11 protein-coding genes are annotated in these 13,740 nt (G+C 36.9%); 3 read left to right on the forward strand and 8 right to left on the reverse strand.

Annotated features, from left to right (window positions below; all coding sequences use genetic code 11):
• Nucleotides 1-2 precede the first annotated feature (2 nt).
• Complete coding sequence (locus EGI26_RS06205) at nucleotides 3-3,287, reverse strand: C25 family cysteine peptidase (protein WP_255077101.1); 3,285 nt, start codon at nucleotides 3,285-3,287, stop codon at nucleotides 3-5.
• 90 nt (nucleotides 3,288-3,377) lie between these two features.
• Between EGI26_RS06205 and EGI26_RS06210 the strand changes: the two genes are divergently transcribed.
• Both EGI26_RS06210 and EGI26_RS06215 read left to right on the forward strand, forming a co-directional pair.
• Nucleotides 3,378-4,262, forward strand: a complete 885-nt coding sequence (locus EGI26_RS06210; RefSeq protein ID WP_255077102.1) for a serine kinase — start codon at nucleotides 3,378-3,380, stop codon at nucleotides 4,260-4,262.
• Nucleotides 4,259-5,443: a nucleotidyltransferase family protein gene (locus EGI26_RS06215; RefSeq protein WP_255077104.1), complete on the forward strand. Its 1,185-nt coding sequence runs from the start codon at nucleotides 4,259-4,261 to the stop codon at nucleotides 5,441-5,443. Before EGI26_RS06210 ends, EGI26_RS06215 begins: the two co-directional genes overlap by 4 nt.
• Nucleotides 5,444-5,461: 18 nt before the next feature.
• Here the strand turns inward: EGI26_RS06215 and EGI26_RS06220 are convergent, their stop codons facing one another.
• The 7 genes from EGI26_RS06220 to EGI26_RS06250 all read right to left on the reverse strand — a co-directional run bounded on the left by EGI26_RS06220 (nucleotide 5,462) and on the right by EGI26_RS06250 (nucleotide 12,501).
• Nucleotides 5,462-6,664 (reverse strand): Gfo/Idh/MocA family protein, encoded by a 1,203-nt coding sequence (locus EGI26_RS06220; protein WP_255077105.1) that lies wholly within the window; start codon nucleotides 6,662-6,664, stop codon nucleotides 5,462-5,464.
• A 3-nt stretch (nucleotides 6,665-6,667) separates the two neighbouring features.
• A complete protein-coding gene (locus tag EGI26_RS06225) occupies nucleotides 6,668-7,582 on the reverse strand; it encodes a sugar phosphate isomerase/epimerase (protein WP_255077106.1) in 915 nt (304 codons plus the stop codon).
• A gap of 141 nt (nucleotides 7,583-7,723) precedes the next feature.
• Nucleotides 7,724-8,569 (reverse strand): MBL fold metallo-hydrolase, encoded by an 846-nt coding sequence (locus EGI26_RS06230; protein WP_255077108.1) that lies wholly within the window; start codon nucleotides 8,567-8,569, stop codon nucleotides 7,724-7,726.
• 165 nt (nucleotides 8,570-8,734) lie between these two features.
• A complete protein-coding gene (locus EGI26_RS06235; RefSeq protein ID WP_255077109.1) occupies nucleotides 8,735-9,754 on the reverse strand; it encodes a methionine synthase in 1,020 nt (339 codons plus the stop codon).
• A gap of 67 nt (nucleotides 9,755-9,821) precedes the next feature.
• Nucleotides 9,822-10,622, reverse strand: a complete 801-nt coding sequence (locus EGI26_RS06240) for a sugar isomerase domain-containing protein (protein WP_255077110.1) — start codon at nucleotides 10,620-10,622, stop codon at nucleotides 9,822-9,824.
• A 68-nt stretch (nucleotides 10,623-10,690) separates the two neighbouring features.
• Entirely contained in the window at nucleotides 10,691-11,596 is a 906-nt protein-coding gene (locus tag EGI26_RS06245; RefSeq protein WP_255077111.1) for an ROK family protein, read from the reverse strand.
• Between the two features lie 125 nt (nucleotides 11,597-11,721).
• Nucleotides 11,722-12,501 (reverse strand): SDR family NAD(P)-dependent oxidoreductase, encoded by a 780-nt coding sequence (locus tag EGI26_RS06250; RefSeq protein WP_255077112.1) that lies wholly within the window; start codon nucleotides 12,499-12,501, stop codon nucleotides 11,722-11,724.
• Nucleotides 12,502-12,617: 116 nt separating this feature from the next.
• On the opposite strand from EGI26_RS06250, the gene EGI26_RS06255 reads away from it, so the two are divergent.
• A complete protein-coding gene (locus EGI26_RS06255; protein ID WP_255077114.1) occupies nucleotides 12,618-13,496 on the forward strand; it encodes an AraC family transcriptional regulator in 879 nt (292 codons plus the stop codon).
• Nucleotides 13,497-13,740: the final 244 nt, after the last annotated feature.

Below are 13,740 nucleotides of genomic sequence, written 5' to 3' on the forward strand. Positions count from 1 at the left end.
AACTATTTGACAATTATTTTTCCATCAAACTCTTCCAGCCTATCATCTGGCCATTCAATGACTGCCTTATAGGTATATAATCCAGCAGAAAACTGGCCTTTCCAATTAAAAAAAACTTCGTTTTTACCAACCTTAGGACTAAATATTACTTCGTCTACCAGCTTAGCGTGTATATCATAGAGTCTCGCAACTCCTGATTTGGGGTTTGATTTATTAATAATTTTAAACTCCAAATTACAAAAATCATCTGCCGGATTAGGATAAACACTCAGGGTACTTGGCAGAAATTCTTCTGAGACCAAGAAAGTTATATTGTACCCATTCCCGGCCGAATTTTGCTTTGCATCATGTCCTACAACCAACAATTTGTATTTTCCCTTTGACAAATTGGGCAAATTATAATTAGCCTCCACGGTGTTGGGAGATTTCTGAACAAAATCGACATATTTAGAAGGGATCTGTTGATACTTGCATGTTTCACAGCTTTGGATGAATAATGCAATCACAGAAGTATCTTTAGACGAAATAGGATTATCGTCGGTCAGAAGCATCCTTAGAGTTGCGTTTGCTGCAACATAATCAGACTCTCTAAGTTTTTTATCATCAAAATACACCGCCAGAATTGGATTTAATTCATCAGGAATAGCATCACTCGGATAAATAGAATATGGATTAGCTGCTGACCAATCTACAGTTAGTTCCTTCTCATTATTTTGTTCATTGTTTTCTTCCACTTGGTTATCGAAATCAAGACGCACCACAATAGACTGCTGGCTTTGGTCTTTTTTGATGGCAAAATAAGCGGTGTCTCGATAGGCAATACTATTTATTCTAAAATTCCTATCCTCATTTTTGCTTGGTCCTCTCGATTTAACCGAAACGTTTATCGAGCCGTTTTTTTGGTATTTCCCAAAGTTTGAGGCAATCACACCAACCAACACTGAATCATTCTGTGCAATAGAAGAGCTTTGATTCTTTGATTTCAAAAAGATTTTTTCTATGTTATAATCAGGTTTCTTCAGAGAAAATACTTTTATAGCGGGATCGCCCTGAAGTATGAGTTGATGAATATTAGACAACATTAGCAAATCGGCTCCTTCTGATTTGAGTTTGATATTAACCGCTTGCTGTATTTTTCCAATTGACTCCCCCAATGTTTGTGTATCTTCAAAAAGCTTTTCGTACAGATTATTGATATAGCGATTGGTAGGAAAATCATAACTCCAAAATGAGTTTGCAAAAACTGCAATTGCTCCTTTGTTGGGCGTAATGAGCCAGTCCGTGGTGAGCAAGTCGTATCTATTAAAAACATTGCCTACGCCACATCCGTTAAAATACATCAAGGGATATTTTCCTTTATTTTGTAATTTTCCATTGGGATTTGAAGCATAACCAATGTTTAAATCAGTAGCTGTTGAAGACGAATGCCCAAAAAAAGTAATCAAACCAACACCTTTGTTTACCGCTTCCGAAATATCGACGTTTTCAATATTGTTGTCTGTCTTTTTCGAAAAGACTCCTACGTTACCGGCCATATAGCCATTATAAATTTTTGGCTCAATACCTTTCAGTATATCTTTAAAGTAACTTATTTCTGATTTAGACCCTCCACCACTTAAATGCAGAACGTCTTTCTTCCAAAGCAAATCTTCGGTGTTGGATTCATATTCTTTTACCTTCTGCAGATAATTGAGTACTTCCTGATTTGAAACAACATTTAGTCGGCCAGTAGCAACAGCCTGAACGTCCAAATCGAAACCATCTAAACCTGCTGTAAGTAAAACATCTGAACCGGGGTAACCCATAGTTGGGACCAAATCGAGAGCTGCATCTGTCTTTAAAGCATCAGGAAAGCTTTTTCCTCTTCCAACCAGAAAAAGATAAGATATTTTTTGCCCCTTTGACAATTGAAAATCAACAAATCTTCGAATGGCTAATGGAGTTCGTTCGCCAAAAGAAAACCTCAAATACAAATCTTGAATATCTATAAGATTGGTTTTGAAAGCCCCACCTGCAGTAGATGCTCTATAATTGGCAAATTCTCTGGCCGATTCTAAAAGAGACGAATGTGTAATGATGAGAAAATCAGAAGTTTTTTTATAATCCAAATTAACGCTGACTTTCTGAATATCAATCGGCTTTTTGATTTCAGAGCTTACTAATACGGCTTTCGAGGAAAAACTATTCTCGGTAACAAAATTCAGGTTTCTTCCCTCAACAAAGCTATTTATCTTTCTAAAATTATACCTATCAAACAGCTCATAAACTTGAGCATCGGCCGGTGCATTCAAAACCGACACATGGCGTTCAGTTGTAGAATAAGACCTTAAATAAAATAATTTGCTCTTCAAATTGCTCATCTCAAAACTTTGAGGATAGCTTACTTTATGATAGGTTATAGAGTACCATTCTATTTTATCTTTTTTGTTTGACTGTGACTTTAACAGTATTTGTCCATCTCCCGAAATCTCATTTGTCGCTATTTCTGTAATTATTTTTAAGGGAGCAAATCCAAAATAATCTATTTTGCCGATATTTCGAGCTTGGCCTTGGTTGTTTTGAAGACCAATATTAACGTCGTGTACTGTTTCTGTACGGCCATTAAAAAGACATTCCAATATGGGAAGTTTGTCGTTTTGCGGAAGATAATTTATCAATTGTATCGGAAATTTGGCCAAAGAGTCTCCTACTATGATTTTGCTCGTCCAGCCCTCTCCTTGCTCAAAATAACTCTGCATAACAAAAGGCGGGAAACCGATACTGTTATTAAAAGAGTATTGCTCATTAAAAGCCTTTATTTGCTGCTCCGTATGAAAAAGCTCAATAATTGAAGATTTAAAAGATAGGTTTTTTAGTTCTTTAGTTCGCAAAGGGGAATTTCCCAATGTTAAAAAATAAGCGGTTTTGTCTGAATACAGGCTTTGATAGACGTTCATTCGAGAGCTTTCAGGTCTGTAGAGTAGCGAATCTTGCTCCCCATTATTTCCTTCTCCATAAAACTCGATATAGTCTTGTGCATTGAAAACCCCATCTGCTTCACCAGCAATCCAAACTGGCACTTCACGCCCATGATGAAACAATTGAATTCTTTTTACATCTACTACATCAACTGGAAATGCTATACGTTTCAAATCTTCGTAAGAAATCCTATATATACCTTTTTCGGCGATGGTAATTTTGTATAAATCTTGGTCATCAGAAATCCATTCATTACCAAACTTCCTTTGTGCTTCGGTCGAAAAAAACACGAAAACCAAAAGAAGCATGAACAAGATTTTTTGAGCCATGTATTTAAAAGATTTTTTTTACTTAGGAACACTAAATTATGGATATAAATCGAGATATTTACACGCAAACCTCAATAAAATCGCCTTTTGATGCTCTTTCAAGCTTACAATTTAACTATTGATTCTGATTTTGACTTAGAACTTCCTATGGCCTCAAAACGAGTTAAGGATTTTTGTTTCAAACCTGAAGAAATACCCTCAGCAAAGGGATTCAAAACAAATGTTTTTCGAAAGGGACTGCAAGCAAACATAATTATTGAAAACGAGCAATTGATTTTAGATTGGCCAACGATAGGCAAATTTAAAGCCTCAAAAGGAGAAATATTAGAGTTTCAAAAAAACACAAACGACGACGATGTATTTAGATTATTTGCCACCAGTGAGGCCTTAGGGTTGATTCTGCAACAAAGAGGCTACTTCTTGCTACATGGCAGTGCCGTAAAAGTTGGAGAAAAGGCCATCGTATTTATCGGAGTACCAGGAGCTGGGAAGTCCACGACCATTGCTGCATTTGCCAAGGCCGGCTATACAATTTTAAGCGACGATATGACAGCCATTACATTTGACAACTCAGGCAGAGCAGCGGTTTTACCAGGTATTCCTCAAATAAAAATCTGGGAAGAAAGTGCTAGAAACCTAGATTTTGATCCATCTAACCTAGAACCCGCCTATGAGGGCCATCAAAAATATATATTTCGACAAAGCGAGAACTCCTTTCCTGATACAGCAATTGATCTAGACCAAATAGTTGTTTTGCAAAAACCTTACTCAAAAAAAAATCATGAAATAAGATTGCTTGATGTTCCAATTGAACTAATAAAGTATTATCCTTTACCGCAGCAGATTTTGCGAGGGGCACATCTAGAACGACACTTTACGGATTCGTTAAAGATAGCAGCACAAGTTACGGTGAAGAGAGTAAACAGACCGCTTAATTATGAGAAACTTCGAGACTTCGTTAAGACATTTGGATGAAAAAAAGCATTGAGTTAGACCTATTAATTGAATCGGTAAAAGTAAGTCTTCTAGGACATCCGACAAATACAATCGAAGCCCTTCTTAAAAAAGAAATTGACTGGCATAGACTTGAAAAACTAGCTATTTTTCATGCAATTAGGCCTGTACTTTCGGATACTTTTCAACGGATAGGTTTTGAAAATTCACTAAGTAAAGAACTCAAAACGCGTACCCTTACCCAATCCATCTTCAATTTAGCTACAAATCAGGAGCTAGAAAGACTGCTCGACCTGCTCCGCAAGCAAGGTATTGATGTTCTCCCCTACAAAGGCGTCCTTTTTATTTCAGAACTTTACAAAAATCAGCAACTAAGAGAAACCCATGACTTGGACCTATTGGTTCAGCCCGAAAATGCTAAAAAAGCCTTAGAAATATTACTAGAAGATGGTTACACTCTTGATATAAAAAACCCAGAAAAACATGATAATGAGAAAATTATAAATTCCATATTTGAAAATCCAGGATTTATGGAGGTAGGGCTTGATAAAAAAACAAAATTGGGTGTAGATATTCATATTGATTTTCACTGGCATATCAAAGAAGAGGCCCACGACTTTAAAGTCAATTTCAATGAGTTTTTTTCAGATGAAGAAACTGCAATCAACAAGGCCCATAAAAAGACCTTTGTTTCTCCTAAAACACTCTTTACCATGCTTCTTATACACCATGGCGGACGTGAGTGTTGGACTAGACTAAAACATTTCTGTGATTTGATTGAATTCTTAAAAACCACCAATTTGAACAAGCATGAATTAAATCAAATAGCTATAGAATTAGGAATGAAGCGTTTTTTTGAGACCGGAATGGAACTATATGAAAACGAATTTCGAAATATACAAACCCTCAATACTGAGCTAAGCACCGTCAAACAGGACATTATAAAATATTGGGAAATAGGTAAACTCTGGCTTAGATTAGACCACAGAGTTAGATTCACTTCTATATATTTTAAACTTTTGGACGAAAAAAAATCTTTTCGTAACTTCCTTGCGAGCAACTATAGATACTTTTCAAACCCTAATCTTATCGAAAACCCTCGGTTAATCACCTTTCCAAACAATTACCCATTTTTAAATTTTATCTCCAAAATAATTACATTCATTTGGAAAAAAACCATTAAGAATATTCTTAAGGTTTAATTTGTAAAAAAACATTAACTATTTAGTATCCAATTTAACTTTTTCGAGTATTTGATTACTTAGCTTATTTTTTAAAATCACTTTTTTGTCTCCGTTAGGCAAAAGTTCTTCTTTTATAAGCCAATGGTCTGCATCATACTCGGTATAAACAGATGGCTTCGTAAGTCCAGTTTGTCCTCTCCATTCCGGCAATTTAACAGGCTCCCAAATTTTGGTTTTTGCTGATTTATAAGCTGCATCAATAATGGCATTTACCACATAACCATCATAAAATGTCTCTTGCGGTTGAGTACCTTTTTCATATGCCTCAAACATATCAATAAACATACTCGTATAACCCAACTCGTGGGCTTCATCGCCAACCGGGAACTGCCATCCAGAAGAACTTTCTGCTTTTTCTACCAAATACCCATCCGTATTTCCGCTTGTAAACATCTCAAAACCAGTCCTTAGCCAAGAATTCACCCAAATTGTCCCTTCGGTTCCCATCACTTCATCTCGCAAGTCCATACCTCCACGAAAAGTCCAGGAAACTTCAAATTGGCCTATGGCTCCGTTTTCATATTTAACCAAACCAATGGCGTGATCTTCTGCATCAATGGGTTTTACTTGTGTGTCTGCCCAACACATTACTTCAATTGGCAAAATGTCTTTTCCTATAAAATTTCGTGAGATTTCGATACAATGACAGCCCATATCCACGATGGCACCTCCACCTGCTTTTTCCATATCCCAAAACCAATCAGAATGCGGACCTGGGTGTGTTTCTCGAGATTTTGCCCACAAAACCCTTCCAATGGCTCCGGCCTTTACACTTGCCAGTGATTTTGAGAATTTTGGGGTGTAACAAAGGTCTTCTAAATATCCAGCAAAAATTCCAGCCTCCTCACATGCTTGGGTCATACGAAGTGCCTCTTCTGCTGTTCTACCCAAGGGCTTGGTACACAATACCGCTTTTTTGTGCTTTACGCAAAGATGCACTGCCTCTTCATGCACATAATTTGGAAGGGCTATAATCACCATTTCGGTCTCCGGATGGGCAATGGCGGCCTCCATGTCGGTAAAAAAATGGGGAACATTATAGTCTTTGGCAAAACGAACGGCAGTTTCTTCTCTTCGTGCATAAATCACTTTGACTTCGTCTTTTCCGCGGCGACCAATGAGTGATTCGGCATAGAAACGGCCAATGAAGCCGCCTCCCAAAATGCATAATTTTATCATAATTTAAGGCTTTAAAACAAGTTTAAATGTATCTCTAATTTCTTTCAAATCAATAGTATGGGCCTCAAAAGCATTCATGGTATTCGGTGAATTTTTTTCGAGACATTGCTCTATAACTAAATGCGGCTTCAGATTTTTCTTTAATAATTCTAAAGCAAATTTTTTAAAATCGATATCGCCATCAGAAGTGAAAACTTCCTGCCAAATTCCATTTTTTGATTGTCGAATGTGAAGCTCAATAATGCGGTCTCCATACATTTTTAGCACATCAAAAACCGCCAATTGAGAGTTTTGAGAACCTCTATAAACCCAATGTACATCCATACAGAAATATAGATTCTCGGGTGAAGTGTTTTGTAACATGTGATGAAACTCTCTTGCTCCAGCCTTCAATTCTACGTCGTGGGTATGGTAGGCAAGCTTTAAGCCATTCATTTTTAATGATTTTCCTATTTTCTCTAATGCTTTAGCTTGGAGTGTTAATTGCTCATCCGATTTTAGTTTGTCGCTTCCCCAAGCTATGGGATTTGGGTTGGTTACTATGATTTTGGTGCCATAGTTTTTCACAACTTCCGCAATTTCAAGAATAGTTTTAATTGACTTTTCTACTTGTTCTTCTTCATGCAAAACACTGCCAATATAAACTGAGGGCATTTTAATATGGTATTTTTTCAAAACGGCAATCAGTTTAGTGGCTTCTTCGGCACTTCCCAAACTGGGCTCATAGGCTTGAAGACCAGTCTTCACATACGCTGCCATATCAGCATCAAGATTTTCGCCCCAAACTTTTGATTCTCTGCTATAAAAAGTACCCCAATTGTAGGAATTGCTACTAATTGGGAAAGTCTCTTTTACAGATTCAAACTTTTGAATCATTCCCAAAACTGGTACAGCGGCTATGAAATTTCTTCGTTTCATGGTCTATTATTTGAACACAGATGACACTGATTGGACAGATAAACACTGGTTTTTAAATACTTATTAATTGAGACTCTACACGTTTTCATATTATCCTTATGGTACTGTCTTTTCGATTGAAATTTTAGAATAAACTATTTCCTATGAAGTCTTTATAAATTCAAATCCTTCTCCAAGTTCTAGAATTTTATAGGGAGTTCCAATTTTTTCACAGGCAATTTTAAAGTTTTCAGGGTCTTCAGTATTAAACTCAAACAAGTGATAATGATGAGGTATAACACATTTGATATCAGCCACTTTACTTAAATCAGCTGCTTCTTGAAAACTTAAATTTCCTGCTACTTTTCTCTCGGGCTTGTTTCCATTTATGGGTAAAAACGCCAAATCCAAATGGTAACTTTTGAGGTTTTTCTCCAAACCTTCATACCATAGCGTATCACCTGAATGGTAAACCACAAAATCTCCAAATTTAACAATATAGCTCATAAATTTGCACTGACCTTTTTCGTCTCTTTCTACAGAATTATGTGCCGCAGGTAGTCCAATTATTTCGAAATGCCCTATTTTAATGCTCCTGTTTTCATCTAATCCAATAGGAAAATCAAACTCACATGTCAATCTATCTGTTACAAAATCTCTATTTGCTTCCGGAATAATGAATTTTGCGTATTCATTATTTTCAAATATCGAATTCAAAGTTTCAGCATCTAAATGATCCGTATGGTTATGACTAGAAGTAAGCACATTTATATTTTCTAAAAGTGAAGGATTCACCACCAATTCGCTCATTCTTGTGTGCGGTTTTTCTGTATTTTGGTATTTTACAGAAAGTGAATCCGACAAATAAGGGTCGAAAAGAACAGTTTCACCTCTAAATTTAAGTAAAAAACCGCTCTGTCCAAGCCACCAAACTTTGAAGGTGGATTCGGAGGTAAAAGATTGAATATCGTTAATTAGTTGTTCGTTTTTCTGTTTCGGTTTTATCATTGTCTATACATTTATACCGCTAAGACGCAAGGCCGCGAGGTTTTTTCTCGCAAAGACGCTAAGACGCAAAGTTTTTTTTTTATCGCCAAGTGGCTATGACGCAAAGGTTTTGCCTATATTTCAAAATTCCAACAAAACTCCCCCTTCGGGGGTTGGGGGGCTTTTTCAACGCAATTCTGCCGCAGCTTTACACATGCTTTCAATTTTTAACTTTGATGCCCATCGGGCAGTTTGTGACAGTCCGCAATCTGGAGCCACTGCCAATTTTTCTGCAGGCACATATTTCAGGCACTTCTGAATTCGCTCTTTTACATCTTCTACCGTTTCGATGTAATAACTTTTTACATCAATTACACCCACAGCCACATCCATTTTTTCGGCAAACCGTTCTAAAAGATGTACTTCTGCAAAATTCAAAACGCACATTTCGGTATGTAACTCGTCAACAGTCATATCCAAGAAATCAGGCAACATGGGTGCAATGGTTTTCTTTCCAATCGAACGCCCTTTGAAATTCCCAAAACACAAATGTGTGCCGATTCTGGTTTTATCCAAAATGCCTTTAACTGTCCGATTAAAAATATCCACAAATCGTTTTGTATCTTCTTTGTAAGCATAGCAAGACATAGATGGCTCGTCAATACAAATTTCTTGAGCTCCTGCTTCAACCAATTTTTCTAATTCCAAAGCCACCAAAGGCATCAAAGCCTCAGTAATTTCCCAACGGTCTTTGTAAATTTCGCCTGGCAACATTCTACCTGATAAAGTGTATGGACCAGGAATTGAAGCCTTCAATATTTTGCCTTCGGGAGCTAGTCTTTTCAGACGATTGTATTCTTCAACTACGCCAAGCCCTTTTGGAGCACTTAGCTTTTCGACAATCGTATGTTTTCCTCTTTGGTCGTGTGCAGGTGGACCATACTTACGTGTTTCTTCATGATTGGCTTGAATTCCTTTTATGAAACCATAAAACGAAAGGTTGAAATCTAGCCGCGTTTGTTCACCATCAGTAATAACATCCAATCCTCCTGCGACCTGATCGTGAATGGCATTTACCACTGCATCCTCAATCATTTCGTTGACATCGGCTGGGCCAAATTTATCAAGATTTTGAGAGGCAAATTCTAGCCAACTTGGAAATGGCCATGAGCCTACTACGGTTGTTTTTATAGGTATTGGTTGCATAATTATTTCTATTTTATTTACCACAAAGTGCACAAGGTTTTACACAAAGTACACTGCATATTTAATTCTATTCTTTCGACACATAACTTTCTATACCCACAGATCTATACATTTTCGAAATGCGGTGGGCATGTTCATCATAAGCACTTTGGAATAGTTCAGCTGCTTTTTCTGCTCCAACAAGGGCTCCGGCTGTCAATACTTTTGGAGGACGGCCAGCCTGAGTTAAAAGATTAGCTACTTCAGCTTTGATAGAATTGATGAGCATACAAGAACCCACTGTAGAACCTGGTGCCACCGGTGTTTCTAAGTTCTCAATTTTTATCATGGCATCGCCCAATGGTGCTCCCGAATCTAAAACCACATCACAAAAATCCTGTAATTTCTTACCATCTTTCCGTTTTGATGTACTGGCTTCAGAATGCAGTTTGGTATTCAATCCCACTACTTTCAACCCTTTTGATTTAAATATTTCTGCCATTTCTATAGGCACCACATTGCATCCAGAAGAAGAAATAATCAAGGCAGCGTCTTGTTCATTAACATCAAAATTTCTGATAATTTGTTCTGCCAAACCTGAAACATTTTCTAAAAACATAGCTTGTCTTTGTCCATTCGCACCCACAACCAAATTATGAAAAGTTAGTGAGAGCTCAACTATGGGATTGAAACCAGGGAATGACCCATATCTCGGCCACATTTCTTCCACCATTATGCGGCTGTGTCCGCTTCCAAATACATGTACCATTCTTCCTGCCAAAATAGAATCAGCAAAAATTCTAGCCACTTCAAGAATCTGTTTTTCTTGAGCAGCTACCGTTTCGATCATCTGCTGACACTTTTCTAAATACTGTTTTGTATAAGTCATATTCTATTTTTTTTAAAACACATAGGCACCTTGACATCATAGCTTTTTTTGTAATTCTCTATTGTGCACTATGCGTCTATGTGTTTATTAATTTCTCCCAATGCAAAAGCCGCCGCTCCAATGGCTCCCGATAAATCATCAAAATGAGCCTTTTCTATTTTTGTTGTTTTGCCTTGTGGTCTAAATTCATAGAGGTCAATAAAAGTTTGTATCGGCTGAAAAAGTAAATTGCCAGCTAGGGTTATTCCTCCACTCAAAATGATGATTTCAGGTGAAAAAACGTTTATAAAAGAGGCCAATGAAATACTCAATTTCCTTATCGAATCCAACCAAAGCCATTGAGCAAAAGGATCATTTTCTTTATAAGCTTCTAATAAATCAAACGTTGATTTATATTTCCCCATCGAACGCTTTTCTATAGAATAATTGCCCAATGCATATTCTAAACTCCCTGGAATGCCCAAAATTGAAAGGTCATCATCGTTTGTATTTATTGAAACATGGCCCAAATGCCCCGCCATTTGACTCAGACCTTGATAAAGTTCTCCATTGATGAGTATTCCTCCGCCCACACCAGTACCCAATGTAATCAAAATCGCATTTTTATATCCCTTTATAGCTCCAAACTTAGCTTCGGCCATCAATGCGGCATGAGCGTCGTTTAAAACCAAAGTTTTAGTTTCAAAATAGTCTGCCCACACAAAATTCTCTAATCCAAAAAGACGGTTTGGCAAATGAGCGATGCAGGTATTGTTGGTATTTGCTAGGCCAGGAGCAGACAAACCAATGATTTCCACTTGATTTTGGCTTTTCTCTTTCAAATGGTTTACCATTTCCAAAACATTCTCTTTCCAGCTTTCATCTCCCTCGTCACTGGTAGGAATATAATGTTTGTGAAGAACCTCACCCTTTTCGTTGAGTAAAATACCTTTCACGTTTGTTCCGCCTAAGTCTATTCCTATTGCTACTTTCATTTCTTAGCTGTTGGCTTTTAGCCTATAGCTATAAGCTTTTATTTTAATCCATTTTTAAACCCATTCCAATTTCAACAAATCAACATTTGCTAATTAGCATATTAACTAATTGACACATTAGCACATTAATACTGCCCTTCAGATACCTCCCATCCCCCATCTACATAGAGCGTTTGACCAGTAGTGAATTTTGAAGAATCCGACATAAAATATACCGCCGCACCGTCTAAATCTTCGGGCTTTCCGTTTCTTCCACCATCTAGTGGCTGTTTCGTTTTTACAAAACTCATGATTTTTCCATCGGTACTTGCCCGTGCCGACATGGGGGTTTCGACCAACGCTGGTGCTAGAATATTTATCCTGATATTGTCTTTTGCATAATAGGCCGCCAAGGCTTTTGTAAATCCTGTCACGGCCGACTTTGCGGCTGCGTAGGCATGTGTCACAAAATATTGCGGAGATGGTGAAAAACCCAAAACAGAACTCATGTTCAAAATGCTTCCAGATTTTCCGAGTTCTAAAAATTTTCTTACCGCAGCTTGGTTTGAAAGCATTAGACTGGTAAGATTCAAGTCAAAGGTTTTTTGCCAACCTTCAAGTGTAAGTTCGTGTAGCGGTCCATCGCCATATTTACGACCACTTCCACCAGCAACATGATACAAACCATCAAAATCACCGAATTCAGAAATGCACATTTCTATGGCCTTTGTTGCAGTTGTAGAATCAGAAGCATCCCCTTTAAGAGCTCGAGCATTTTCACCCAGTGCCAATTCGGCAGAAATGCAACTTTCGGGATTTCTACCCACCACCACCAAATTTGCACCGTTTTTTATAAAAGCTTTTGCAGCTGAAAACCCCAGCCCAGTAGTTCCGCCAACAATAACAACCTTTTTACCTTTGAGCATTTTGTGAAAAATTATATCATTTAGATAAAAACATATTGATAAAATACAAAAATATATAGATAAAATTTTAATTTCCACCTATATTTAATGCTCGACCAATACTATATTGATATTAAATGAAACCAATTCTTCAAAGACTGCCGCTTAGCAAAAGCCTTTCCTTTATATATGAACGTTACGAATCTCCCTATTTTGAAACTCCCTGGCATTATCATGAGGAGTTCGAAATCGTTCTTTGTGATGGTGGATATGGGAAAAAAGTAATCGGAAACCATACTTCTGAATATAATGAGGGAGATTTAATATTAATAGGAGGTAAACTACCCCACTGGTTTAGTGCTGATGAAATATTTTATACCAAAGAGACATTTCCTCTGCCCGCGTCCATCGTTATACAGTTTCGGCTAGATAGTTTTGGTGAATCATTCTTTGACTTGGTAGAAATGACTCCCGTGAAGTCGTTATTAGAAAAAGCAAAATTTGGACTTCAATTTTATGGCAATACCAAAGAGCAAATAAACAAAGTCATTAAAGAAAACATGCATAAAACCAGCCTAGAAAAGTTCTTGAGCCTTTTTGAAATATTGCAATTGATGGCTGAAAGTAAAGAGCAACAGCCTCTTTCAGAAATAGGAATGGAAGGAATCAGCAAGAAAGATTCAGAGAGAATGAGTATCATATTTGACCAAATATTAAAAAACTTCAAAGAACCTGTGTCGGTTGAGGAGTTGGCTCAAAAAGTAAATTTAAGTAAAGCCGCCTTTTGTAGATATTTCAAAGCTCGCACACAAAAGACATTTGTGGAATACCTTATGCAAGTCAGAATAAATCACGCTTGTAAGCTTTTGAAAGAAACCGAAATGAGTGTTTTAGAAATCTGTTACGAATCGGGATTCAATAATTTATCGAATTTCAACAGACAGTTTTTAAAACTTACAAAACAAAACCCCAAAGCCTTCAGAAAAAAGCAGGATACTTCTGTTTCTACAAACTAATATCTGTAATTTCGAAAAAAAAAACATACACAGTTTTTCCCAAAGTAAGATTAATATTATATCAAATTTTGGCCATTTAATGCGTCAAAGACATTCAGATTTTCGGAACATTTTTAAAGTGTAGCAATAACACATAAAGCGACATTTCCGATATAAACCTTTCGAAAACAAGCAAGAAAAAATAGTCAACTACCTTAAAATCAGCATAAAATAATTATTCAATTTTATGATTTTATAAGTAAAC

Source organism: Lacihabitans sp. CCS-44 (assembly GCF_024343735.1).
Classification (GTDB): Bacteria; Bacteroidota; Bacteroidia; order Cytophagales; family Spirosomataceae; genus Leadbetterella.

Coding starts and splice junctions, on each gene's coding strand:
- EGI26_RS06210 (WP_255077102.1), top strand. CDS start 3,378: ATGCTCTTTCAAGCTTACAATTTAACTATTGATTCTGATTTTGACTTA.
- EGI26_RS06255 (WP_255077114.1), top strand. CDS start 12,618: ATGAAACCAATTCTTCAAAGACTGCCGCTTAGCAAAAGCCTTTCCTTT.
- EGI26_RS06250 (WP_255077112.1), bottom strand. CDS start 12,501: ATGCTCAAAGGTAAAAAGGTTGTTATTGTTGGCGGAACTACTGGGCTG.
- EGI26_RS06220 (WP_255077105.1), bottom strand. CDS start 6,664: ATGATAAAATTATGCATTTTGGGAGGCGGCTTCATTGGCCGTTTCTAT.
- EGI26_RS06230 (WP_255077108.1), bottom strand. CDS start 8,569: ATGATAAAACCGAAACAGAAAAACGAACAACTAATTAACGATATTCAA.
- EGI26_RS06245 (WP_255077111.1), bottom strand. CDS start 11,596: ATGAAAGTAGCAATAGGAATAGACTTAGGCGGAACAAACGTGAAAGGT.
- EGI26_RS06235 (WP_255077109.1), bottom strand. CDS start 9,754: ATGCAACCAATACCTATAAAAACAACCGTAGTAGGCTCATGGCCATTT.
- EGI26_RS06225 (WP_255077106.1), bottom strand. CDS start 7,582: ATGAAACGAAGAAATTTCATAGCCGCTGTACCAGTTTTGGGAATGATT.
- EGI26_RS06240 (WP_255077110.1), bottom strand. CDS start 10,622: ATGACTTATACAAAACAGTATTTAGAAAAGTGTCAGCAGATGATCGAA.
- EGI26_RS06215 (WP_255077104.1), top strand. CDS start 4,259: ATGAAAAAAAGCATTGAGTTAGACCTATTAATTGAATCGGTAAAAGTA.
- EGI26_RS06205 (WP_255077101.1), bottom strand. CDS start 3,287: ATGGCTCAAAAAATCTTGTTCATGCTTCTTTTGGTTTTCGTGTTTTTT.